The 23007-nt window shown below is 61.7% G+C and carries 19 protein-coding genes; 10 read left to right on the plus strand and 9 right to left on the minus strand.

The features are described from left to right. Positions 1-72 precede the first annotated feature (72 nt). From ACRWA7_RS10200 to ACRWA7_RS10225, 6 genes are all read left to right on the plus strand, one after another. The gene (locus tag ACRWA7_RS10200) at positions 73-540 is read left to right on the plus strand and encodes a hypothetical protein (RefSeq protein ID WP_438392549.1); all 468 of its coding nucleotides are present in this window, start codon (positions 73-75) and stop codon (positions 538-540) included. 178 nt (positions 541-718) lie between these two features. Beyond that, the gene (locus ACRWA7_RS10205) at positions 719-1795 is read left to right on the plus strand and encodes an LLM class flavin-dependent oxidoreductase (protein WP_060856657.1); all 1077 of its coding nucleotides are present in this window, start codon (positions 719-721) and stop codon (positions 1793-1795) included. After that, on the plus strand, positions 1785-2381 hold the full coding sequence (locus ACRWA7_RS10210) for a cysteine dioxygenase (protein WP_438392550.1): 597 nt from the start codon (positions 1785-1787) through the stop codon (positions 2379-2381). The genes ACRWA7_RS10205 and ACRWA7_RS10210 overlap by 11 nt, the downstream gene beginning before the upstream one ends. Further along, positions 2378-3979, plus strand: coding sequence for a rhodanese homology domain-containing protein (locus tag ACRWA7_RS10215; protein ID WP_438392551.1), 1602 nt, complete (start codon positions 2378-2380; stop codon positions 3977-3979). The genes ACRWA7_RS10210 and ACRWA7_RS10215 overlap by 4 nt, the downstream gene beginning before the upstream one ends. A 131-nt stretch (positions 3980-4110) precedes the next feature. Beyond that, on the plus strand, positions 4111-5058 hold the full coding sequence (locus tag ACRWA7_RS10220; RefSeq protein WP_438392552.1) for an ABC transporter substrate-binding protein: 948 nt from the start codon (positions 4111-4113) through the stop codon (positions 5056-5058). Between the two features lie 118 nt (positions 5059-5176). Further along, the gene (locus tag ACRWA7_RS10225; RefSeq protein WP_438392553.1) at positions 5177-6295 is read left to right on the plus strand and encodes an LLM class flavin-dependent oxidoreductase; all 1119 of its coding nucleotides are present in this window, start codon (positions 5177-5179) and stop codon (positions 6293-6295) included. A 51-nt stretch (positions 6296-6346) separates the two neighbouring features. On the opposite strand, the gene ACRWA7_RS10230 is transcribed toward ACRWA7_RS10225, so the two are convergent. The 4 genes from ACRWA7_RS10230 to ACRWA7_RS10245 form a co-directional block, all read right to left on the minus strand. Continuing rightward, positions 6347-7333, minus strand: a complete 987-nt coding sequence (locus ACRWA7_RS10230) for an ABC transporter substrate-binding protein (protein ID WP_438392554.1) — start codon at positions 7331-7333, stop codon at positions 6347-6349. An 83-nt stretch (positions 7334-7416) separates the two neighbouring features. Then, positions 7417-8127, minus strand: coding sequence for an ABC transporter ATP-binding protein (locus tag ACRWA7_RS10235; protein WP_438392555.1), 711 nt, complete (start codon positions 8125-8127; stop codon positions 7417-7419). Then, positions 8124-9002, minus strand: a complete 879-nt coding sequence (locus tag ACRWA7_RS10240) for an ABC transporter permease subunit (RefSeq protein ID WP_082850522.1) — start codon at positions 9000-9002, stop codon at positions 8124-8126. Before ACRWA7_RS10240 ends, ACRWA7_RS10235 begins: the two co-directional genes overlap by 4 nt. 127 nt (positions 9003-9129) lie before the next feature. Then, the gene (locus ACRWA7_RS10245; protein WP_438392556.1) at positions 9130-10071 is read right to left on the minus strand and encodes a LysR family transcriptional regulator; all 942 of its coding nucleotides are present in this window, start codon (positions 10069-10071) and stop codon (positions 9130-9132) included. A 118-nt stretch (positions 10072-10189) separates the two neighbouring features. Here ACRWA7_RS10245 and ACRWA7_RS10250 point away from each other — a divergent pair, with 118 nt between their 5' ends. The 4 genes from ACRWA7_RS10250 (at position 10190) to ACRWA7_RS10265 (ending at position 15917) form a co-directional block, all read left to right on the plus strand. After that, complete coding sequence (locus ACRWA7_RS10250) at positions 10190-11110, plus strand: dihydrodipicolinate synthase family protein (protein ID WP_438392557.1); 921 nt, start codon at positions 10190-10192, stop codon at positions 11108-11110. A gap of 54 nt (positions 11111-11164) precedes the next feature. Next, positions 11165-12748: an aldehyde dehydrogenase (NADP(+)) gene (locus tag ACRWA7_RS10255; RefSeq protein ID WP_438392558.1), complete on the plus strand. Its 1584-nt coding sequence runs from the start codon at positions 11165-11167 to the stop codon at positions 12746-12748. 551 nt (positions 12749-13299) lie between these two features. Further along, the gene (locus ACRWA7_RS10260) at positions 13300-14703 is read left to right on the plus strand and encodes a hypothetical protein (RefSeq protein WP_438392559.1); all 1404 of its coding nucleotides are present in this window, start codon (positions 13300-13302) and stop codon (positions 14701-14703) included. Positions 14704-14867: 164 nt separating this feature from the next. Next, positions 14868-15917, plus strand: a complete 1050-nt coding sequence (locus tag ACRWA7_RS10265) for a TAXI family TRAP transporter solute-binding subunit (protein ID WP_438392749.1) — start codon at positions 14868-14870, stop codon at positions 15915-15917. Here the strand turns inward: ACRWA7_RS10265 and ACRWA7_RS10270 are convergent, their stop codons facing one another. The 5 genes from ACRWA7_RS10270 to ACRWA7_RS10290 form a co-directional block, all read right to left on the minus strand. Beyond that, positions 15918-18653: an MGH1-like glycoside hydrolase domain-containing protein gene (locus ACRWA7_RS10270; RefSeq protein ID WP_438392560.1), complete on the minus strand. Its 2736-nt coding sequence runs from the start codon at positions 18651-18653 to the stop codon at positions 15918-15920. Positions 18654-18725: 72 nt separating this feature from the next. After that, the gene (locus tag ACRWA7_RS10275; protein ID WP_438392561.1) at positions 18726-20657 is read right to left on the minus strand and encodes an amylo-alpha-1,6-glucosidase; all 1932 of its coding nucleotides are present in this window, start codon (positions 20655-20657) and stop codon (positions 18726-18728) included. Then, a complete protein-coding gene (locus ACRWA7_RS10280) occupies positions 20654-21130 on the minus strand; it encodes a nuclear transport factor 2 family protein (RefSeq protein ID WP_060856671.1) in 477 nt (158 codons plus the stop codon). The genes ACRWA7_RS10275 and ACRWA7_RS10280 overlap by 4 nt, the downstream gene beginning before the upstream one ends. A 44-nt stretch (positions 21131-21174) precedes the next feature. Beyond that, positions 21175-22455 (minus strand): DUF445 domain-containing protein, encoded by a 1281-nt coding sequence (locus ACRWA7_RS10285; protein ID WP_438392562.1) that lies wholly within the window; start codon positions 22453-22455, stop codon positions 21175-21177. Between the two features lie 63 nt (positions 22456-22518). Further along, the gene (locus ACRWA7_RS10290) at positions 22519-22923 is read right to left on the minus strand and encodes an ACT domain-containing protein (protein WP_438392751.1); all 405 of its coding nucleotides are present in this window, start codon (positions 22921-22923) and stop codon (positions 22519-22521) included. Between the last annotated feature and the right edge of the window lie 84 nt (positions 22924-23007).

A 23007-nucleotide genomic window follows, 5' to 3' on the forward strand; every position in this document is an offset into this window, starting at 1 on the left:
TCTGAGGAAATCTAAAGTTTTCTTTTGCCATGCCGTAGAAGCTTGAAACATCAGCCTTCGAGGTGAGCGGTCATGGGAATCCTGGACAACACCCTTTTTACTTTCTTTCGCGGCGACGCGCGTGCAAATCCTGCTGTAAGCCAACGGCTTGAGCGGACGCTGGAGCGTGAAAGCGCGTTACGGCGTGAACTGGCGCAATTGAAAACACGGGTAGCGGCAAGTGCGCCGGAACTGCAGGTCAAGATGGATCTCATGCAGTTCGATGTCACCCAGGAGAAAGCCGCGGTTGCCAGCCTTACCGCTGCGTTGATGCAGTCGCAGGAAGATCTGGAACTGGAGAAAGCGAACCGCTCGGCCGCCATCCATTTGCTCAAGAAACATGGCGTGGTGGACGGCGTGGCGTATTCCAGCTTCACGCGCGAGGAACGGGTCGAATTGATTGCATCGGCGATGGATGAAGTCGTGGGCAGCGAGACCACCCTGCGCTGGAAAGCCCGCTCGCCGGCCAGCGCAAAATCGAGTCCAAGGAAAGGCGCGTGAAGGGACATTAATCATCGAGGGTGCGCGTTCTGCCAACCCCACCTTTCCGATATGTTTAGCTCGGATCGATATTTAAGATTCGCATATGCCGATGTTAGCCTTCAAGGCAATCGGCAGGCGTCATGAAGCATTTCTTCGCGCACTGCCTGTCAGTGTCATTTAGCGAGGAGCGTCATTCGTGAGCGTCGAATTCATCGGCATGATCCAGCAGCACAAGGTCTCGGAAACCCATCTAGCGCGCGGCCCGGCTGTCGATATTGGCTACACCCGCGACTTCGCGCAGGCCCACGAGAAAGCCGGCTTCGACCGCATTCTCGTGCCCTATCAGTCGACCAGCCCCGACGCCATGCTGACGGTCGCCTACGCGGCCGGCGTCACGGAGCGCATTCATTTCATGCTTGCGCATCGTCCGGGATTTGTCGCGCCCACACTTGCCGCACGCCAGATCGCGACGCTCGACCAGTTGAGCGGCGGCCGCCTTGCGGTGCACTTCATCTCGGGCGGCAGCGATGTTGAGCAACGCCGCGACGGCGACTTTCTTTCGCACGACGAACGCTACGCCCGCACCGACGAATATCTGCATGTGCTGCGCCGCGTTTGGACCGAATCAAAACCCTTCGATCACGAAGGCCGCTATTACCGCTTTGAACAAGCGTTCTCCGAAGTAAAACCGAAGCAAGCGCCATACGTGCCGATCTACTTTGGCGGAGCATCGACGCCGGCCCTTGAAGTGGCTGGCAAGCATGCGGACGTGTACGCGCTCTGGGGCGAGTCGAAGGATCAGGTTCACGAGCAGGTGACACGCGTTCGAGCCGAAGCGGCCAAACACGGGCGTGACGTGCGCTTCTCGGTATCGTTCCGGCCGATTCTCGCGGCCACCGAAAAGGCCGCATGGGAACGCGCCGACCATATCCTCGCAGAAACACGGCGGCTGCGCGCGCAACAAGGTCTGGGCGAAGCGACGCCTCAGCAAAGCGAAGGCGCACGTCGCCTGCTCGCGGCGGCGGGAGACGGCGTGCGCGCCGATGACCGCCTCTGGACCGGTGTCGCAAAAGAAATTGGCGGACGTTCGAATTCAACAGCGCTCGTAGGCACGCCTTCACAAGTTGCAGAAACGCTGGCTGAGTATCACGCGCTGGGCGTCACCACATTCCTGATTCGCGGCTTCGATCCGCTCGAAGACGCGCTCGACTATGGCCGCGAACTGATCCCGCTCACCCGCGAGCTGACATCGCGGGTTGCACATGCCGCTTGAAAAGTTGCGGGGGTTTATCGGCGAGATTGCGCAGCTTGTCGATGACCGTTTGCCCGAAGCGCAATTGCTCGAACGCGGCGCGGCATTGCTTGGCGCATTGATCGCTGAAGATGACTGGCTGCCCGATGCCTACGCGCAACCGTCGCCTGACCGGTATCAACAATTTCTGCTCTACGCCGATGCGCGCCAGCGCTTTTCGGTCGTCAGCTTCGTCTGGGGACCGGGGCAGCAAACCCCGGTTCACGATCACACGGTCTGGGGACTCGTGGGCGTATTGCGCGGCGCCGAGCTCGCGCGTTCCTACGTTCGCGATGACCATGGCGCGCTGATCACGAAAGGCGAGGACGCGCTGCTCGAACGCGGCGCGGTCGCAGCGGTGTCTCCGCACATTGGCGATATTCATCGCGTGAGCAATGCGTTCGATGACCGCGTATCGATCAGCATCCACGTGTACGGTGCGAATATCGGCGGCATCTCGCGGCATGTCTATCCCGCCGATGGTCCGCCGAAACCGTTCGTCTCCGGCTACACCAACGACACGCTTCCCAATCTCTGGAACCTCTCGAAGGAACGACTTCACTCATGAGCGCCATCCCTCTGCGCAGTTTCAACGACGTGCGCGAAGCCCTTCTTTCAAAGCGCGAAATCGCGTTCCTCGATGTACGCGAAGAAGATTCGCACGCGCAGCGCCATCCGCTGTTTGCCGCGAATTTGCCGCTTTCGAAGATCGAGCTGGATGCCCTCACCAAGCTGCCGCGCAAGAGCGTACCGATCGTGCTTCTGGATGACGGCGAAGGTCTCGCACCACGCGCGGCGCGCCGTTTCGAAGCGCTCGGTTATACCGATGTGTCAGTTTTCGATGGCGGGCTGAAAGGCTGGGAACGTGCTGGCGGCGAAGTCTTTCGCGACGTCAACGTCCCGAGCAAGGCGTTCGGCGAGTTGGTGGAAGCGAAGCGGCACACGCCGGCGTTATCGGCCGAAGCCGTCAATGCCCTGCTGAAAAGCGGCGAGGATGTCGTCGTGCTGGACGCCCGCCGCTACGACGAATATCAGACGATGAACATTCCCGGCAGCATCAGCGTGCCGGGCGCTGAACTCGTATTGCGCGCACGCGCGCTCGCGCCTGATCCGAAGACGCGCGTGATCGTGAATTGCGCGGGGCGCACGCGCAGCATTATCGGTACGCAGTCGCTCGTGAATGCGGGGCTTCCCAATCCTGTATCGGCATTGCGTAACGGCACGATCGGCTGGCTGCTTGCAGGCCAGACGCTCGCGCATGGCAGCGCCACGCAGTTCGCCGCCACCGACGGCCGCGCGGACGAAGCACTGCATGAAGCGTCGCGGGAATCGGCGCGTTCGGTGGCGGATCGCGCCGGTGTCAAGCGCACGACCTACGCCGACGCGCAACGCTGGGCGCAAGACACGAACCGCACGACCTATCGCTTCGATGTACGCACGCCGGGCGAATACGAACACGCGCACGCACCCGGTTATCAAGGCGCGCCGGGCGGCCAGCTCGTGCAGGAAACGGAGATGTTCGCGCCCGTTCGCGGCGCGCGCATCGTGCTCTTCGACGACGACGGCGTGCGCGCCAACATGACGGCGTCGTGGCTCGCGCAGATGAACAACGACGTTTATGTGATCGATGACGCAAGCAGCGCCCCGCTCACCGAACACGGTCCGTGGCGCGGCGCAAAACCGCAGCCCTCCGCCCTCCCGGGGATCACCGCGAAAGATCTCGCCAGGCTGCTGGACGATCCATCGAGCCAGACGATCGTGCTCGACTTCACCGCAAGCGCGAATCATGTGAAGGGACACATTCCGGGCGCATGGTGGGCCGTGCGCTCGCGCCTGCCCGAAGACTTGCCCGCATTGCCGGACGCGAAGCAATACGTCGTCACCTGCGCATCAAGCGCGCTGGCAGCCTACGCCGGCCCCGAGGTTGCGGCGCTGACCGGCAAGCCTGTCTTGCTGCTTGAGGGCGGCACGGCGTCATGGATTGCGGCCGGCCTGCCGCTCGAAAAAGGCGAGACACGTCTGGCTTCGCCGCGCATCGATCGATACAGGCGGCCGTATGAAGGCACCGACGGGCCCCACGAAGCAATGAACGCGTATCTCGAATGGGAATACGGCCTCGTCGCGCAGTTGGAACGCGACGGCACGCACGGCTTTTTCGTGATCTGAAGTAAAAGGAATGACGCGCGCGGGCGTGACGCGCGTCATTCCAAGAGCGACGATTAGCAAAGCAGAACTATGCGTTTGTCTAATGTCCCGGCGATCCGTATTGTGAATCTTTTCTCTTGCATGGATGATTCATGAAACGACGCAGTCTTCTGCGCAGTCTTCTGCTTAGCGCCGCCCTGACTGCTTTCACGGCGCTCACGCCGCTTGTCTCGAACGCCGAAACCGTTTTGAAAGTCGGCGACCAGCAGTTGCAGACGCGCGGCATTCTTGAGGCATCGGGACAGTTGAAAGACGTCCCGTACACCATTGAGTGGTTCAACTTTCCCGCAGCACAGCCGCTAGGTGAAGCATTGAATGCAGGCGCAATCGATGTCGGCGGTTTGGGCGACGCGCCATTGATCTTCGCTTACGCGGCAGGCGCACGCGTTCGCGCCGTGGCCGCCACGCGCTCTCAACCTGTCGACCTTGCGATCCTCGTGCCGGAAGGCTCGCCGATCAAAAGCGCGGCCGACCTGAAGGGCAAACGCATTGCAACCACGCGCGGGTCGATCGGCCATTTCCTTGCCGTCGCCACGCTGGAACGCGCGGGCATCAAGCTCTCCGACGTCACGTTCCAATACATGCAGCCTGCCGACGCCAAGTCGGCACTCGAATCAGGCAACGTGGACGCATGGTCCACGTGGGATCCTTACGTTGCGCTCGGCGAGTTGCGCGACAAGAACCGCAGCGTGGCGAACGGCGTGGGCCTCTCGTCGGGTCTGAGCTTTCAGGCCGCAACCGATGCATCGCTTGCAACCAAGCGCGCGCAAATCGATGACTTCGTGCATCGCGTGGCGGAAGGCCAGCGCTGGGCGTTGACGCATCCGGATGAAGTCGCGGCAATCCAGTCGCGCGTGACGCACTTGCCGGTCGATGTGCTCAAGGTCGTTTATCAGCGCGCGCAGTTGAAGCCAATCGTGATCGACAAAGCCGTGATCGCCGAACAGCAACGCACCGCCGACCTGTACGTTCGCGCGGGCGTGATCAAGACCACGCTCGATGTCACGCCAAGCTTCGATACCCAATTCACCGCGCACTGACGGGTCCTCTCATGACCCTCTGTTCACGCTTGCACAACAACCCGGCGCGCACTTGCCGAAAAGCATTCGCCGTACCGCATTCGCCACGCTTCAATACTATTTTTGAGGAAACGTCATCATGAGCGTTGAATTCATCGGCTATGTCAGTCATCAGGAATCGAGCGAAATCCACTTGCCGCAAGGACCCGCAGTCAATCCGCCGTACATCGCGGCAGTTGCCCAGGCGCATGAATATGGCGGCTTCGACCGCGTGCTGATTGCGCATTCGAGTGCGTCGCCGGACGGCTTTCAGATCGCATCGTTCGTGGCGCAGCAGACGAAACGGCTGGGTATCCTGCTTGCGCATCGGCCGGGCTTTGTTGCGCCGACACTCGCCGCACGCCAGCTCGCGACGCTGGATCATTTCAGCGCGGGACGCACGGCGGTCCACATCATTTCCGGCGGCGACAATACGGAACAGCAACGCGACGGCGATTTCCTCGAACACGACGACCGATACAAGCGCACCGACGAATATCTCGACGTCGTCAAGCAATCGTGGACAAGCGAAAAACCATTCGATCACGATGGCGAGTTTTATAAGGTACGTGGCCATCGCTCGTTGATCCGCCCTGTGCAAAAGCCCCACCTGCCGGTGTATTTCGGCGGATCGTCGGAAGCCGCCATACAGGTTGCAGGCAAACATGCAGACGTGTTGGCGCTCTGGGGCGAGTCGCTTGCGCAAGTCGCCGAGACCATCGAACGCGTGCGTGCCGCGGCCCGTGTGCATGGACGCGAGCATGCAATCCGCTTCAGTCTCTCGCTGCGGCCGATCATTGCCGCCACGGAGGATGCTGCGTGGGCGCGCGCCGAATCCATCCTGGAACGGGCGAAACAAGTGGTAACGAGCAATCCTAACTTCACGCGCCGCCCGAGCGAGCCGAAAAACATCGGCTCTCAGCGTCTGCTCGCCGAAGCGGCGAAAGGCACGGTAGTCGATAAACGGTTGTGGACAGGGATCGCCGCACTGACAAAAGCGGCGGGCAATTCCACGTCGCTGGTGGGTACACCCGCGCAAGTGACCGAAGCGTTGATCGAGTACTACCGTCTTGGGATCTCGACATTCCTCATTCGCGGTTTCGATCCGCTTGAAGACGCGCTTGCTTATGGACGCGATCTTTTGCCGCTCGTGCGTGCCGCCGTGGCAAAAGAAGAAAGCGCGGGCGCCGTGGAGGAACGGGAGACGGTCCACGCCTGAATTCAGGCACTGTGAAACCGGTGATCCGGGCAAGGATGCTTGCCCGGATCATCACACCTTCGCGAGATAGTCCGATACGTTGATCTTCTGCGGCAAGACGCTGCGTGCCGCGAGCCAGTCCGCCGCTTTCTGCAGGTCCTGAACAAAGGCCTTATCGGCGACGCCATGCATATTGAACTTGCGCTTCATGCCCGCAAGCGTATTGCGGACCTCGTCGCTGTAATGACCTTGCTGCTGCGCAATGGTCTCGGCTTCCTGCGAATTGTCCGACGCCCATTTCGCCTCCTGCTGATAAGCCGCGTTCACCGCCTTCACGATATCGGCGTTGTCTTCCGAAAACTTGCGCGTGGTCACGTACGAGTTGAAATCGATCTGGAAATCCAGGTCGCGCCCTTCCAGGAAGATGTTATGGCCTTTGTAGTTCGCACGCGCAATATCGACGCCGGGACTCCACATGGACCATGCATCGATCTTGCCTTGCGAGAACGCCGGCGCTGCATCGGGCGGATTGAGGTACACCATCTTCACGGCATCGCGCGGCACCTTGTGCTTTTCGAGCGCGGCCACCAGCAGAAATTCTCCAAGTCCCGAGCGATTCACCGCAACGGTCTTGCCGACGAGATCCTCGACCTTGTCGATACCCGACCCATCCTTCGCAATGATCGCCGTGCTACGCGGATCGACCACGCAAAACTGCGTGAACACAAGTGGCGAACCTGCGATCATGGCCGCGAGCGCGGGCGTCGTGCTGCCGCCGAAACTGAAGTCCGCGCTGCCGCCGGTCACAGCGGCGAGCGACGGCGCGTGATTCGGAAACGGTCCGATCCATTGCACCTTGATGTTGTCCCTGGCCAGCGTCTTTTCGAATTCGCCGCGGACCTTCGCGAGCATCGGCAAGCCGCCGAGTCCCCATCCAAGGCGCACGGTATCGGTCTTGCGGCTGCCGCACGCAGCGAGTCCGGTTGCCAACACCGATGCAGCGACGGTGCTTTGAAGAAAACGGCGGCGGGACCACGGAGACTTGCTTGCGATTGACATGGCGGTTTGATCTGGAACGGGTGAACGGGATCGTGCCCGACGTTCAGGCGGGCGAGAGGCGACAGTGAAACAAGTTGAATGGGCTAATGAGCGGCAGTATCGGCGTCAACACCGAGTTGCGCGAGCAGCGTGTCGCGCAAGGCCGCCCTGGTCTGTTCCGTCACCCGATACTCGGCGGCAATCGCACCGTCACGCATGATCAACGCGCGATCGGCGAGCGCGATGGCTTCATCGACGTCATGCGTGACGAGCAACACACCGGGCTGATGGCGTTCTATCAGATGCTTCACCAGCCGCTGCATCCTGATTCGCGTGAGCGCGTCGAGCGCGGCAAAAGGTTCGTCGAGCAGCAGCAACTGGGGCTCCTGCACAAGCGCACGCGCAAGCGCAACGCGTTGCGCCTGACCACCAGACAAGTTGCGAGGCCAGTCTTCAAGGCGTTCGCCAAGGCCCACTTCCGCGAGCGCGGCTTGTGCGGCGGCACGGCTTTGCGGACCAGGCGCGAGACCAAGCGCGACGTTTTGCTCAAGCGTTTCCCATGGCAGCAGGCGCGGTTCCTGAAACACGATGGCAGGCAGGCGCGGCCCGTCGATAGAACCGCCATCAACGGGATCGAGTCCTGACAGCGCCCGCAGCAACGTGGTTTTGCCACAGCCGCTTTCGCCGAGCAGCGCGACGAATTCGCCGCGTTCGATCCGCAGATTCAGGCTATCGATCACAACACGCTTGCCATACAAGCGTTGCAGGTGACGAACGACGACGGCCGCGCCTGATGGTTTCGACGGTGCATTCATGAGCGCGGAGCCTTTGCAAAGTTCACGTGCCACGACAGCAAGCGGCGTTCGAGGAAGCGCGCGAATGCATCGGCCAGCACGCCGATCACGGCATAGATCACAATGGTCATCACGATCACATCGGTACGCAGGAATTCGCGTGCGTCCATGGCGAGAAAACCGATACCCGTGCTGGTCGCAATCGTCTCGGCCACGACCAGCGCGAGCCATGCGGTGGCGAGCGCATAACGAACGCCGGCCAGCACCGAAGGCAACGCGCCCGGCAATACGATGCGGCGGATCAGCGTACGGTTCGACAGCCCGAGCACGCGGCCAAGTTCGATCAGCTTGGGATCGACCTGTCGAATGCCCAGCACCGTATTGATATAGATGGGAAACATCACGCCCAGCGAGACGAGAAAGATCTTGCCCGCCTCGCCCACGCCGAACCATACGATCACCAGCGGCAACACGGCGAGAAACGGAATGGCGCGCAGCATCTGCACGTTGCGGTCTAGAAAAGCCTCTGCGACTTTTGAAAAGCCGACAGCTGTACCGAGCGCAAAACCAATCGACCCGCCGATCACGAATCCTGTTGCGGCGCGCAGCAGGCTGACCGCCATATCGCCGAGAAGACGCCCTTCCTTGACAAGCTGGAATGCCGTGAGCGCGACCTTCGATGGCGCCGGCAACACGTTCGGCGACAACGCGCCGAGACGTGCGAACAGTTCCCATACGATCAGCAACAAGACGGGCATGCCCCAGGACACATAGCGCAGCCACGGCGCTAGCGCGGCGGCATGGTTGGCTTTGCGGGCGATCGGCGGCAGCACATCGGCATCGCGATCATCGGCGGCATGGAGAACGGATGACCCGCGGGCGAATACTTCTGCCATGGGTGGAAGACTCCTTTTGTCCATAGTCCAGCAGCAACAAGCTACTAGCCACACGATGTTAAACAAAAGGAAAAATACTGGAACCACATAAAACTTCTATGCTTAGAACGCGTGCCGCGCTAAGACTTCAACCCTCCGCCGCCCGCCCGTGCGCCAGCGCCATCTGAACGAACTGCCTGCCCATTGGCGACAATACGCCCACACGGCGCGTAACGATGCCAAAGGTCTGCGACTTCGACTTGAACCCGATCGGCACGATACGCAGCATCCCATGCTCGCAAAAAACCCGGGCCACGCCCGCAGGCAACACCGAAACCAGGTCGGCGCTGCATCGAAGCAAAGTCACTGTGACAAAGGTCGACGCCGTGGAAATCGCGCTCATCGGCACTTGCGCGCCGGCCAGGTCCATCTCGCGCGCGAGCATCGCCTGCATGGGCATTGCGCTCGGGTATGTCACCCACCTGTGCCCGGCGAGGTCCGCAAAGCTCAGGTCACCGGAAGGAAACGGCGGGTGGTCGTAACCCACCACCACCGACAACGGCTCGTCCCCAAGCGGCTGATAGTGATACTTCGACGGCTCGTCGCTCACGATCGAGCGGCCGACCACGAGGTCCAGGCGTCCTTCATCGAGCAGCGACAGCATGCGCGCGCTCGTGTCCTCGACGATTTCTATCGATAACCCCGGGTTGCTCTCCTGCAAACTGTTCAGGACCGGCACGACCAGATCCGGCACCGATCCCATGATGGCGCCTACCGCCAGCCGCCCGCCCGTGCCGGAGCGAATATCCGCGACTTCCTGGCACAACGCGGTCAGGTCGGCCGCGAGCAACCGCGCGTAGCGGATCACGCAATGCCCGAACTGGTTCGGCACGAGCCCCTTCTTCGCGCGCTCGAACAGCGGCCCTTCGAGCATGGATTCGAGTTCGGCCAGCGCCTTGCTCGCGGCGGATTGCGTCATCGACATCGCGCTCGATGCCTTGTGCAGCGACTTGTGATCGTCAAGCGCAATGAGCAGTTGAAGCTGCTTCATGCGCAGGCGGCTCATCAATACGTCCAGCGTCGATTTCATGGCGATAAACGGAAGGTTTTGGGTGAGTCGCGAAAGCGATCACGAGATGGAAAGGTTTCACTATACAACGCCAGCACGCTCGCCCTATAGTGGCCCCAAATCAGAATTGGAGACTTTCATGACCCAACCGATCTATCGCGGCGTGTTCCCGGTCGCGCCCACCGTCTTCGATTCCGCCGGACGGCTTGATTTGAACGGCCAGCGCCGCGCGATCGACTTCATGATCGACGCCGGATCGCACGGCCTGTGCATCCTCGCCAATTTCTCCGAGCAGTTCGCCCTCACCGACGACGAACGCGCCGCCGTGCAGAAAACGGTGCTCGAACACGTGGCTGGCCGCGTGCCGGTGATCGTGACGACCACCCATTTCAGCAGCGACGTCTGCGCGGCGCGCAGCCGCGCGGCGCAGGACGCGGGCGCAGCGATGGTCATGGTCATGCCGCCATATCACGGCGCGACCATCCGCGTGGGCGAGCGCGGTATCTACGAATTCTTCGACCGGGTTTCAGACGCAATCGATATCCCGATCATGATCCAGGACGCGCCCGTCGCCGGTACGCCGCTCTCCGCGCCCTTCCTTGCCAAGCTCGCGAAGGAAGTGCAGAACGTCTCGTACTTCAAGATCGAGACGGCGCAGGCGGCATCCAAGCTGCGTGAACTGATCGAAGTCGGCGGCGACGCGGTCGTGGGCCCGTGGGATGGCGAGGAAGCGATCACGCTGATTCCGGATTTCGATGCAGGCGCAACCGGCGCAATGACCGGCGGCGGCTATCCGGACGGTATCCGCAAGATCGTCGATGCGTACACGGCCGGCGACACGGAACGCGCCGCCGACCTTTACGAGCAGTGGCTACCACTGATCAATTACGAAAACCGCCAGTGCGGCCTTGCAGCCTGCAAGACGCTGATGATGGAAGGCAGCGTGATCCGTTCGGACGCAACGCGCCACCCTTTCGCGCCGATGCACCCCGCCACGCGCGCCGGCCTTCTTAAAGTCGCACGCCGGCTTGACCCGCTCGTCCTGAGCTGGGGCAAATGACGCATACATCCACGCCTCTTTACACACTGACACTATCCAAGGATTCGAATCATCATGGAAATTTCCAGCGATCTGTTGATCGGCAAACAGCGTGTTCACGGCACGAACGGCGCGATCAAGGGCGTCGATGCGGCCACCGGTGAACCACTCGCCCCGGCCTTTGGTGGCGCGACGCTGGCGCAGCTTGAAGACGCATGCGCGCTTGCCTGGGCAGCGTCGGATGTGTATCGCGAATTGCCGCTCGAGACACGCGCCAGATTCCTCGAAACGATCGCGCAGAACATCCTTGATATCGGCGATGTGCTGATCGAGCGGTGTGTCGCGGAAAGCGGCTTGCCGCGTGGGCGCATTGAAGGCGAGCGCGGCCGGACTGTCGGCCAGTTGCGCATGTTCGCGGCAGTCGTGCGTGAAGGCGATTTCCTTGGCGTGCGTATCGATCCGGCGCAGCCGCAGCGTCAGCCGCTGCCGCGCGTGGACCTGCGCCTGCGTTACGTGCCGCTCGGCCCGGTCGCCGTATTCGGCGCGAGCAATTTTCCGCTGGCGTTCTCGGTGGCTGGCGGCGACACCGCTTCCGCATTCGCCGCAGGTTGCCCCGTGATCGCGAAGGCGCACTCGGCGCATCCGGGTACGTCGGCGCTGGTCGGCGCGGCCGTGCAAAAAGCGGTCGCGGATTGCGGCTTGCCTGAAGGCACGTTCTCCCTTCTCTTCGATAGCGGCCGGGATATTGGCCAGGGTCTGGTGTCGGACCGGCGCATCAAGGCAGTCGGTTTCACCGGCTCGCGTGGAGGCGGCACGGCGCTGATGAAGCTCGCGGCCGCGCGTCGCGAACCCATACCCGTCTACGCGGAAATGAGCAGCATCAACCCTGTCCTGCTTTTTCCGAACGCGCTGAAGAATCGCGGTGCGGCAATCGGCAAGGCGTTCGCAAGCTCGCTCGCCCTGGGCGCCGGTCAGTTCTGCACGAACCCGGGACTGGTCCTCGCGGTCGATGGACCCGATCTCGACGCTTTCATTCAAGCAACCTCGGCCGCGCTCGCCGATATTCCCGCAGCGACCATGCTGACGCCGGGCATTCATCGCGCGTATGTATCGGCGCTCGGCAAGACGGCCGAACACAGCGATGTCAAGACGCTCGCGCGCGGCGGCGAAGCCAAGGGCGCAACGCAGGGGCAAGCGGCGCTGTTCTCGACGACCGCCGCAGCATTTCGCGCCAACGCGGAGTTGCAGGAAGAGATCTTCGGCGCGGCTTCGCTGATCGTGCGTTGCCCTGACCTTGCCACCCTGTTCGATCTGATCGAAGAACTGGAAGGTCAGTTGACGGCAGCACTGCACATCGATCAAGCCGACTACGCCGATGCCGCCAAGATCCTGCCCGCACTCGAACGCCGTACGGGGCGGATTCTCGTGAACGGGTTCGGCACAGGTGTGGAAGTGGGCCACGCAATGGTCCATGGCGGTCCGTTTCCATCCACCGCCGATGGACGTTCCACGTCGGTCGGCAGCCTCGCCATCGATCGTTTCCTGCGCCCAGTGAGCTATCAGGACATGCCCGATGCATTGTTACCCGATGCGCTCAAGACGGAAAACCCGCTTGGCCTGAATCGTCGTATCGACGGCAAGCTGCAGTTGGGCAAATAGAGTTGTTCCAGTCTTCGGGGCGGCGGTCGACTGCTGCCCCGAACGCCGATCCATTCGTGTGCGGAATCTCCACGAGCGCACGTCTACACCTTCCCCTCCAGCGCATACCCCTGAAAAAAATCCAGTTTTGACCGCGCACATTTGCGTGCTGCGCAACGCATGGCGTTGCTCCGAGCCGGCGTAATCGGACAGAACCTAGCTCGCTGACGACGAATCCGCAGGTCGCTTTTACATGTCGATGCGCGCCTTGAGCGACAAAGCCAGCACGGGCATTTACCGGCCTTGTTCGCGCGCCAGCCGCGCATGGACGACGTCATGGACGATGTGTTGACGGCATCGCGGAGATGTCACATATTGGTTCCGGCTCGCTTGGCGCATGTCCAGCCTAGGGAGTCCGAAGCAATATCATCATACGAGCGCCGATTCGTCTGAATTAACCGGACGCGCAAGCGGTATGGACAACCCTTGTGTCCCGGGAGGTTTTTCGCATGGCCCGTCTTTTCTTTCCCTCTTCTCTCAAATCCGCGACGTGCATGCGTTGCGGCAATTCCATGCCAGACGACGCCGAGACATGCCCGCATTGCGGCGCCGATCACGGCGGCGGCTCCATCGTGGCCGGGAAGACCGCAACGTTCTCAAACGGACTGCGCCTGCCGCTCGTGGCGCGCCGGGGATCGCTGGCGGCGCCCTCGCCCTATCCCAGTCTGCCTGAAGAAGCCGAACTCGCCGGGACCGGCGAGCATCGCTGGGACAACTCGAAGAGCATCACGCTTGCCGCTGTCATGTTGGCATTGATCGCCGGTGGCGTGATTTATTCGCAAACTGGCGAGCGTGAAGGCACAAGCACGCCGACGCCAACCGGTCACAGTGCCTATGGCGCCATCGATATGAAAGCAGCGCAAGGCGCGTCCGCGCCGGAATCGGCGGCTGTAAACCGTTTCGCGGCCGCACCGCCGGCAAAACCGGCAGCGCAGACACAGACGCAGACGCCGGCCGCCGCGGCGCCCACGGTCGCGACAATACCGGCGGCGACCATAGACAATCTGCAGGCCACGCGCGACGCCATGGAACGCGGCGACCTGAGCACCGCCCGCCGCCGTTTCTCCAGGATTCCGGCGGCGCAACTGGGCGCGGGCAACATCCAGCGCACCCAGTCCGAGCTTGCGAGCCTGGAGCACACCCGCGACAGCCTTCTGCAAACAGCGCGCGGTTGCGAGGCAACGGGCTCGTGGATATGCGTGCGCCAGAATGCGCGTGACGTGCTGGCAATCGATGCGAGCAATGTCGAAGCACAAACGCTTGTCGAGCACGCGATCACGCGTTCGGGCTGGCTGAACAAGACGCCGCCCGCGACGGCGCATGCTGCGCCGAAATCAGGTGGAACTACGCCGCTGGCAACGGCGACTTCACCCGCGTTTGTCGCGGGACAACACCCCGGCGCCGCGACGGCATCAATACCCGCGCCTGCGCGAAAAGTTGTGCCGCAGCCTGCCGTGCAATCGCGTCCCATCCCCGTCATGCCCGCCACGGTGACAGCCACTACACAACCGGCGCCCGTCGCCTCGGACTCGACGCGTGTGAGCACGGGATCGCATGCGCCGCTGGCTTCATCCAGATATGTGCCGGCGTCTCAACCAGCGTCCTTGCCTTCAACATCGACATTCATTCCGATGCCCGATGGCCCGGAAGCGGCGACCGTACGCGCTGTGTCACCTGCCGCACCGGCGGCCGTCCGTACACCGTCGGTGGACACCGCAACGTCTCGCACCGCGAATCAGCCCGCGCCCGTCACCGAGTCGACTCCCGTGCGTGCGGCAGTGGTCCAGCCGTCGATACCGTCCACCTCGGCCGCGCCCGTCCGCAACACCACGGATCCCGACGCCGAAGAGCGCGCGATCCTCGAATCCGGCTGGACCAAAGGGCAATCGCAGAAGCCACCTTCTCAATCACAATAGACCTGAGACGCACGGCATACGAGAAGTACACGATCAAACAAGGAGACCTGGAGGAGACAAAACGGCCGTGCCAGGAGACGCGAGCCACACTGATCAATGCGTGCAATAAACGTAGCCAAACACATTAAAAAGACTCACACGACATCATGCGCAAGACCGTACTCATGCTCGTCGCCCTGCTCGGGCTCTCGGGCTTCGTGGGCAGCGCCCACGCGCAAGCCGATTACAAGATCGTCACCGGACCTGAACGCGGCACCTATATCCAGATCGGCCAGGACCTGGCGAAATGGGTCGCGGATCCCATCAACATGAGCCTGGACGTGCTGGCGTCGAAGGGCTCCGCCGAGAACGTGCAACGCATGCGTTACGAGCCGGGCGTGAAATTCGCGCTCGTGCAATCGGACGTGTACCAGGCCTATCTGGATATGGCGAAAGCCGGCAACGCCGAAGCGGGCAAGATCATTGAGCCGCTGCGTCTCATCATGCCGCTCTATAACGAAGAGATCTACTTCGTGGTCCGTTCCGATTCGCCGATCAACTACATCCACGAGATCAAGGACAAGAACATCAGCGTGGGACTGATCGGAAGCGGCACCGCGCAATCGGCAACCACGCTCTACAAGCTGATGTTCAACCAGCCTATTCCGGAAGCGCAGGCGCAGCACTACAGCAATGAGGACGCGCTCGCCAAGCTGATCGTGCGCAAGCTCGACGTGGCGATCATCGTCGCGGGTCAGCCGGCGAAGCTTTTTCAGGATCTGAATCCGGAGTTGCTGAGCCAGATCAAGCTGCTCAAACTCGATCCGTCAGTACCCGAGACGGCGCGCGCCGAGCAGACCTATTTTCCGGCGACGATCCGCACGACGAGCTATCCGAACTGGATCAAGGAAGACTCGCCGACACTGACGGTGAAGGCGTTCCTCGTGACCTACGACTACAACCTGCGCGGTACGGTTGGAGCAATGACGCAGTTCGCGGATTCGCTCTGTACTCACTTCGATGAACTGCAAGCCAACGGTCATCCGAAATGGAAGCAAGTGAAGCTGGAACTGCCGCCCTTGAGCCGGGGATGGAAATACTACCCGCCGATAGAAAAGCATTTGCGCGCGTGCATCAAGAAGACCGCATCGGCCAGCACCCCGCCGGTGACACAGCGCGCACCCAGGCGCGCCTGCACCGATGCCGAAAAAGTGCTGATGCTCTGCAACGAGTAACTACTTCGTCACGAGCTCGGCTTCCTGAGGAACAGCCGCGCCGCCAACGGGCATGCTGCCCGCTACGTCGGTCACGCGCGGCTGCAGGAGCAATGCAACCAGCCCGCTCCATCCGGTCTGGTGCGACGCGCCCACGCCGCGCCCCGTGTCGCCGTGAAAATACTCGTGAAACAGCACGAGATCATCCGAACGCGGATCGGCCTGCAATTGCGGGTATGCCGCCATCACCGGACGCCGGCCGTTCTTGTCCTTGAGGAACAGGCGCGTCAGGCGCTTTGCGAGTTCATCGGCGATTGCGCTCAGCGAAAGCTTTTCGCCCGATCCCGTAGGATATTCCACGCGGAAATCATCGCCGTAATATCGATGAAACTCGTAAAGCGATTCGATCAGCAGGTAGTTGACCGGCATCCAGACCGGTCCGCGCCAGTTCGAGTTGCCGCCGAACACACGCGAATCCGATTCCGCCGGCAGGTACTTCACGCAAAAACGGTCGCCGTTATGCTGCAGCACGAACGGCTCGTCCTGATGCACCCGTGACAAAGCGCGCACGCCATAGTCGGAGAGGAATTCGGTTTCATCGAGCATGCGCTTAAGCAACGCTTTCATGCGATGCCCGCGCAATACCGAAAGCAGCAGGCTATTGCCCTTGCCCGGTTCGTCCCATCGCGACACGAGCTTCGCCAGATCCGGACGATGCTCGAGGAACCATGTGAGGCGATCGCGCAATCCAGGCAAGTGACCGTGCAGATGTTCTTCGAGCACATGCACTGCGAACAACGGAATCAGGCCCACGATAGAGCGAATGCGCATCGGCACGCTGGTGCCGTCGGGAAGTTGCAGCACGTCGTAGAAGAACTCGTCGCGTTCGTCCCAGAGACCGGTTTCGCAGGTATCGCTGCAACTGACGGCTTCGGCTATGTACAGAAAATGCTCGAAGAACTTCACGCCGATATCGACAAAAACGTGATTCGCAACCGCAAGTTCGAGCGCGATGCGCATCAGGTCGAGCGCGTAAGCGGCCATCCACGCGGTGCCATCCGATTGATCGATACGGCCGCCCGTTGGCAGCGGCGCCGACCGGTCGAAGATGCCAATGTTATCCAGCCCGAGAAAACCGCCCTGGAAAATGTTGCGGCCATCGGTGTCCTTGCGGTTCACCCACCACGAGAAGTTCAGCAGCAGCTTGTGGAAAACAAGTTCGAGAAAGTCGCGATCCGTCTTGCCCGTAATGGCGCGATCGATTTCGTAGACACGCCATGTGGCCCATGCGTGGACCGGCGGATTGGCGTCGCCGAAAGCCCATTCGTAAGCAGGCAATTGCCCGTTCGGATGCTGGTAGCGATCCTTGACCAGCAGCAGCAACTGGCGCTTTGCAAACGCAGGATCGATCAGTGCGAACGCTGCTGCATGAAAGGCCAGATCCCACGATGCATACCACGGGTATTCCCATTTGTCGGGCATGGAAACAATGTCCGCGTTGCACAAATGCCGCCAGTCGGCGTCGCGGCCACGCTTGCGGCCAGCGGGTGGCGTAGGCTGCAACGGGTCGCCGTCCATCCAGCGCGTGATATCGAACATATAAAACTGCTTGGACCACAACATGCCCGCAAGCGCCTGACGCTGCACGAGGCGCTGGTCGGCGTCGTCCATTTCGTGCTGCAGGCCAGCGTAGAACGCATCCGCTTCCGCAATGCGGCGGGCGAACAGTGCATCGATATCAAGCGGCTGGCGGTCCGTATCGGCATCGGCTTCGGGACGCCAGCGCAGGGTGATAATCGAGCGGCCATACGCGGGCACTTCGATATGCGCGTGCGCAGCGGCGCGCGTGCCGGCATCGCGGCGAATGGCGTTTTCCTCGCCATGAACGATGTAATCGTTGAAGCCGTCCTTGAACGGTCCCGCGCCTTCTGAGTTGAAAAGACGCCTGACGTTGGTCTCGTTCTCGCAGAACACCCAGTCGACCGTCGCGCCGTTGCGTGCTTGCGCCGTCACGACCATGGGCGCGTGGCCGTTGCAATGCGCGATCACGCGTGTGCCTTTCGCATCGGACTGCAACTTCAGCGATGGCTTCTCCGCATTTTTCCACGACCATGTGTTGCGCGCCCAGATCTGCGGCAACAGGTCGATGATCGCCGGATGATCCGCACGATTCTCGACCGTCACCCGCATCACGATGTCCTCGGGCGTATGCTTTGCATATTCGATGTGGACATCGAAGTACTTGTTGTCCTCGAAGACTCCTGTATCGAGCACTTCATACTCGGGCATGTCCGCGCCGCGCCGGCCGTTTTCCGCAACGAGATCGTCATAGGGAAAAGCCGCCTGCGGATACTTGTACAGCATGCGCATATAGGAATGCGTGGGCGTGCCGTCGACGTAGAAATAAAGCTCCTTCACGTCCTCGCCATGATTGCCCTGCGCGTTCGTCAGACCGAATAAACGCTCTTTCAGGATGGCGTCGCGACCGTTCCACATGGCGAGCGACACGCACCAGTTGAGCTTGTCGTCGCTGAATCCCGCAATGCCGTCCTCGCCCCATCTGTACGCCCGGCTGCGCGCATGATCGTGCGGAAAATAGTCCCAGGCCGTGCCGTTCTCGCTGTAATCCTCGCGCACCGTGCCCCATTGACGCTCGCTGAGATACGGGCCCCAGCGTTGCCAGCGCGAACAGTCGGTGGAATGAAGACGCGATCCTTCGATGGTATCGAGCGACTTGGTGGCGCGCAGTGGCGGCATGGTGCGTCCTTTGGTTTTGCGTGACAGTAAGACCGATAATCTAGCGCTTTTGCGCGACATCGGCATTAATCGTCAGGTATCGGTAACAAGCAGGCGTTCAATGCGCATCAGTTCGCCGAGCGACCACGCCTGGAACGGCGTGCCCCCGGGCGTATGCGGCGCATCGCCGTCCGCGACTTCCGAGACATGATCGAGCCCCGCCCGGTGCAAATGATCGTGCAGCGGTTTCAGGAAACGCTCGCGGGCCTGCGCCTTGCACGCTGCGTCATTGCCATGCACTCGCAGCCATGCCTCCACGAAGGCCCCAAGCAGCCACGGCCATACAGTGCCCTGATGATAGGCGCCATCGCGTTCGAGCGGCGTGCCGGTGTATCGGCCCTTGTAAGCAGGATCTTGTGGCGACAACGTGCGCATGCCCATTGGCGTAAGCAAAAGCTGCTCGCATTGGTCGACGATGGCACGCGCGCTGTCCGGGTTGTCGATCAACGAAAACGGCAAGCCGCCCACCGCAAAAAGCTGGTTCGGCCGAATGGAATGATCGATTTCACCGGATTCGTGGTCGACGTCCACGACATCGTAAAGCGCGCCGCTGGCGGGGTCGGTGAAACGTTGTTGAAACGCGTGCGCCGCGCGCGTGGCCGCTTCGATTCTGCGCGGATTCCACGCAGCGGCAACGCGCAATGCATTGATCCACAACGCCTGCACTTCAACCGGCTTGCCGATGCGCGGCGTCACCACCCAGTCGCCCACTTTTGCATCCATCCACGTCAGTTGGACGCCGGGAACGCCGGCGCGCAGCAGGCCATCTTTGGGATCGGCGGCGATCTGATAACGAGTGCCGCTGGTGTAGCCGTCGAGGATTGCATCCACGGCCTGCCGCAAGCGCTCAACTGTTTTTTCGCCGGCGTGTCCCGTTGCCAGATAGTCGTGAACCGCGATCACGAACCACAACGAGGCATCGACCGAGTTGTATTCCGGCGCGCCGCCGCTGTCGGGAAACCGGTTGGGCAGCATGCCTTCCGAGATCGTGCCGGACCATTCGAGCAGGATCGATTCGGCGTCGCCGAGACGGCCCGACGCAATCAACAAGCCGCGCATTGCGATGAACGTGTCGCGGCCCCAGTCGGTGAACCATGGGAATCCCGCGAGGATGGTGGTGCCTTCGTTTCGCGCCACGATGTAGCTGTCGGCGGAACGTTCAAGCATGGAGGAAAAAGCCGCGCGGCGCGCTCGCTCGGTCTCGGCAATTTGCGTGGCGGTCGCTTCGGCGCTTGTCGTCGCGCCCTCATTCGCACTCAACACGAGTACCGCTTCCCCACGCGATAAATCGAAGGAAAAAACGCCGGGTGTCGCGAGGTCTTCATTGAAATCCATGCCGCGTTCGCGCTCGACCGTGTAGCAAAAGTTGCGATACCAGTCGGGCGCGTGGACATACGATCCATTCGATGCCGCGACCACGGCGGGCACATCGCCATAGGCTTGCCAGCGGATCTGATCGCCACTTTGAACGTAGTCGAAATTGAACGCCGCATTCTCGTGATGCAGCGCGTGATAGTCGCGGCCCGACATCAAGGGCCGCACTTTCAACGTCAGCGCGCCGTTATCGAGCCGCCAGCGAAGCACCGTGCGCGCGCTCGCTTTCCCGACAAGAACCTCGGCCGTGAGTATCTGAGTGTCGCCGATCTTGAAGCGCCATGTGGGCCACGGTTCGGTGTCGAATGAAAGCAGGCTCGCCGATATATCCGGCCACACCGATCCTTCGCCATAGCGCTGCATGGTAAGCGGAATGCGGGTGTTTCCCGATGCATCTTCCAGCCACGCTTCCACGCCGTTCACGAGCACCATGCGTCCCGTGGGCGGTTGCGTGGCGCTTAGCAATAACGCGTGGTATCGGCGGGTGCGCTCGGTGCCCGCCGTCCCGGAAGCGAAGCCGCCGAATCCGTCGGCTTCGAGCCATTCGTCGTTGAGACGTCCTTCGCGAGCGGGAGAATCGATGCACGTCATGTCTTCGGTTGCTGCCTGTATGTTCTGAGACCCTTCGCCGCCTGCGCCCGGATCCTGTTTTGCACGAGCGACGTCCACCCAAGCAGCAAACCCTTCAATCCCAGCGCCTGACGGCTCCAGGCCCAGAGATCGAAGCTGTCGTGATGTTCGACAATCAGGCCGTCGCGAATCACGAAGCGCGCGTTGATGCGGTTCACGACCATGCGGCCGGTCTGAGAAAAGCGATAGGTCGCGACCCAGTTCGCCGTCGCCGTCTGCCCGATGGTTTTGATGTCGCCGAAGGTCAGCGAAAACTCCGCCGCCCGCGCGAGCAGCATGCGCCACATGTCGGAGGCTTCTCGGCCGCGCAGCATGCCGAACACGGGATCGCTGAATTCGATGTCGGGCGCGTAGCAAGCGGCCATCGCTTCAGCGTCGCAACGCTGGAAGGCTTCATAGAAACGCTGGATCAAGGCGGCGTTCGGGTCCGTCATGTTCGGTCTCGTCAAGGAGAATCAGAGCACTGCTGGTCGAAAGCTTAAACCATCAACATGGACACGGCGTGGATGATCAGGCCAACCAGGCCGCCGACCAGCGTGCCGTTCACGCGGATGAACTGCAGGTCGCGGCCCACGCTCAGTTCCACGTCGCGCACGAGCGTGGCGTCATCCCAGTTGCGTACGGTCGCGGCAATATGCCTGGCAATACCCTCGCGCAGTTCCGGCGCGAGCGAACGAAGCGCGTCGCGCATATGCTCGTTGATCGATTCGCGCAGCGCGGGATCGTCGCTCAACGCTGACGCAAACGACGAAGCCGCGCCCGTCACCTTCCTGTTCAGAGTGGAATCAGGTTGGGAAAGATCGCGGCGCAGCCAGTCCTTGAATTCGTCCCACAGGCTATTTACGTAGGTGCGCAATTCCGGACGTTCGAGCCATTCGCGCTTGTGCTGGTCAATACGTTCGCGAAACGCCGGGTCCGATTTCAGCCGTTCTATAAAGCCTTCCACCGAGCGGTCAAACGCCTTGCGCCGCTCGTGTTCCGGGTCGTCGCTGATGTCATGCAGCCATTTGTTCGCGCCACGCACCAGGCCGCCGGCAAACTTGTTGCCGAGGTCTTCGGCGCTCAGGCCAACAAAGCCCAGCATGCCGATCAGCTTCGGATATTCCTCACCGGCCACTTCAATGATCTTCCCGGCGAGAATGCCCTGCACTTCTTCGCGGTCGAGCCATTGCGCGAGTTCGCGCAGGCCTTCGTCGAGCAGCATCTGATGGCGGCGATCCGCCGTCATGGTCGACAGCAAAGCGCCGACCGCGCCCGCCAGATCGAACTGTCCGGCGCGACGGCGCAGCGCTTCGTGGAGCATCGACTTGACGCGTTCGTCGTCGATGAACTCAAGCATCTGGCTTGCCGCCGCGACCGCCTTCTTGCCCAGCAGCGCCGCGTTTGCCGGTTCGGCGAGCCATACGGCGAGACGGCCCGCGGGATCGAAGGTGTTCACGCGGGCGACCAGCGCGTCGGTGCCGAGGAATTTATCCCGGACGAATTCCGCGAGGTTGTCTGCGACGCGCGCCTTGTTCGCCGGAAGAATGGCCGTGTGCGGGATCGGCAAACCGAGCGGATGACGAAACAGCGCAACGACCGCGAACCAGTCGGCCAGCGCGCCGACCATGGCCGCTTCAGCAAAAGCCGCGACCCATGCCCAGGCGCCCGCCTCGTGCTGGCTTCTCGCGAGCACGAACAGCGCGGCGGCCGCCAGCAACAGGCCGGTGGCGAACCATTTCATTTTCTTCAGTGCGACTGCTTTGTCCTGCGTTGCCATTGCGGTTCGATGGTGATGTTCAGTGGAATAAGGGCGCCAGCATACCAGCGCAAAGGCGATATCTCACAGCCCGTCGAGTTGAAGTTGCCGCAACGCGGCCATCGCGGCATTGGCCGACTCGACAGGCACGAACAGGTGATCGTGATACGCCGCCGCGACCACGTTGCAACTGACATTCGCCTTTCCGAGCGCGGTCGCGAATGCCGCCGTCAGCCCGACCGCCTGGAGATCCGAGTGCACGGTCAACGTGATCCAGGCCGCGCGGAACAGCGGTTCGAACCCCGACTTCAACGCCTCGGCTTCCTCCACGATGACCGTCAGGCCTTCGCGCTCGCGAAAGGTCGCGACTGGCGTCAGGCCGGATAAATCGGTGTCGAACGGCACGCTCGCATACACATAGACGCCTGGCTGCAATTCCGGCGACATCGATGCAAGCAATGTGTTGAGATCGCTGACCGGCTTCGACATGACATAAACCTCCCGCAGTATTTTTGTCCGCCAGCCGGCCGCGCGTTTGATCGATACACTCGCTTCAGGCAACCCTCGAGGAGT

It is taken from the genome of Caballeronia sp. DA-9, from assembly GCF_051615025.1.
In the GTDB taxonomy this organism is placed as follows: Bacteria; Pseudomonadota; Gammaproteobacteria; order Burkholderiales; family Burkholderiaceae; genus Caballeronia; species Caballeronia sordidicola.

Excerpts from the sequence above, each read along its gene's own strand:
- ACRWA7_RS10200 (WP_438392549.1), top strand. The coding sequence starts at position 73 with ATGGGAATCCTGGACAACACCCTTTTTACTTTCTTTCGCGGCGACGCG.
- ACRWA7_RS10210 (WP_438392550.1), top strand. The coding sequence starts at position 1,785 with ATGCCGCTTGAAAAGTTGCGGGGGTTTATCGGCGAGATTGCGCAGCTT.
- ACRWA7_RS10215 (WP_438392551.1), top strand. The coding sequence starts at position 2,378 with ATGAGCGCCATCCCTCTGCGCAGTTTCAACGACGTGCGCGAAGCCCTT.
- ACRWA7_RS10220 (WP_438392552.1), top strand. The coding sequence starts at position 4,111 with ATGAAACGACGCAGTCTTCTGCGCAGTCTTCTGCTTAGCGCCGCCCTG.
- ACRWA7_RS10225 (WP_438392553.1), top strand. The coding sequence starts at position 5,177 with ATGAGCGTTGAATTCATCGGCTATGTCAGTCATCAGGAATCGAGCGAA.
- ACRWA7_RS10230 (WP_438392554.1), bottom strand. The coding sequence starts at position 7,333 with ATGTCAATCGCAAGCAAGTCTCCGTGGTCCCGCCGCCGTTTTCTTCAA.
- ACRWA7_RS10235 (WP_438392555.1), bottom strand. The coding sequence starts at position 8,127 with ATGAATGCACCGTCGAAACCATCAGGCGCGGCCGTCGTCGTTCGTCAC.
- ACRWA7_RS10240 (WP_082850522.1), bottom strand. The coding sequence starts at position 9,002 with ATGGCAGAAGTATTCGCCCGCGGGTCATCCGTTCTCCATGCCGCCGAT.
- ACRWA7_RS10245 (WP_438392556.1), bottom strand. The coding sequence starts at position 10,071 with ATGAAATCGACGCTGGACGTATTGATGAGCCGCCTGCGCATGAAGCAG.
- ACRWA7_RS10250 (WP_438392557.1), top strand. The coding sequence starts at position 10,190 with ATGACCCAACCGATCTATCGCGGCGTGTTCCCGGTCGCGCCCACCGTC.
- ACRWA7_RS10255 (WP_438392558.1), top strand. The coding sequence starts at position 11,165 with ATGGAAATTTCCAGCGATCTGTTGATCGGCAAACAGCGTGTTCACGGC.
- ACRWA7_RS10260 (WP_438392559.1), top strand. The coding sequence starts at position 13,300 with ATGCCAGACGACGCCGAGACATGCCCGCATTGCGGCGCCGATCACGGC.
- ACRWA7_RS10265 (WP_438392749.1), top strand. The coding sequence starts at position 14,868 with ATGCTCGTCGCCCTGCTCGGGCTCTCGGGCTTCGTGGGCAGCGCCCAC.
- ACRWA7_RS10270 (WP_438392560.1), bottom strand. The coding sequence starts at position 18,653 with ATGCCGCCACTGCGCGCCACCAAGTCGCTCGATACCATCGAAGGATCG.
- ACRWA7_RS10275 (WP_438392561.1), bottom strand. The coding sequence starts at position 20,657 with ATGACGTGCATCGATTCTCCCGCTCGCGAAGGACGTCTCAACGACGAA.
- ACRWA7_RS10280 (WP_060856671.1), bottom strand. The coding sequence starts at position 21,130 with ATGACGGACCCGAACGCCGCCTTGATCCAGCGTTTCTATGAAGCCTTC.
- ACRWA7_RS10285 (WP_438392562.1), bottom strand. The coding sequence starts at position 22,455 with ATGGCAACGCAGGACAAAGCAGTCGCACTGAAGAAAATGAAATGGTTC.
- ACRWA7_RS10290 (WP_438392751.1), bottom strand. The coding sequence starts at position 22,923 with ATGTCGAAGCCGGTCAGCGATCTCAACACATTGCTTGCATCGATGTCG.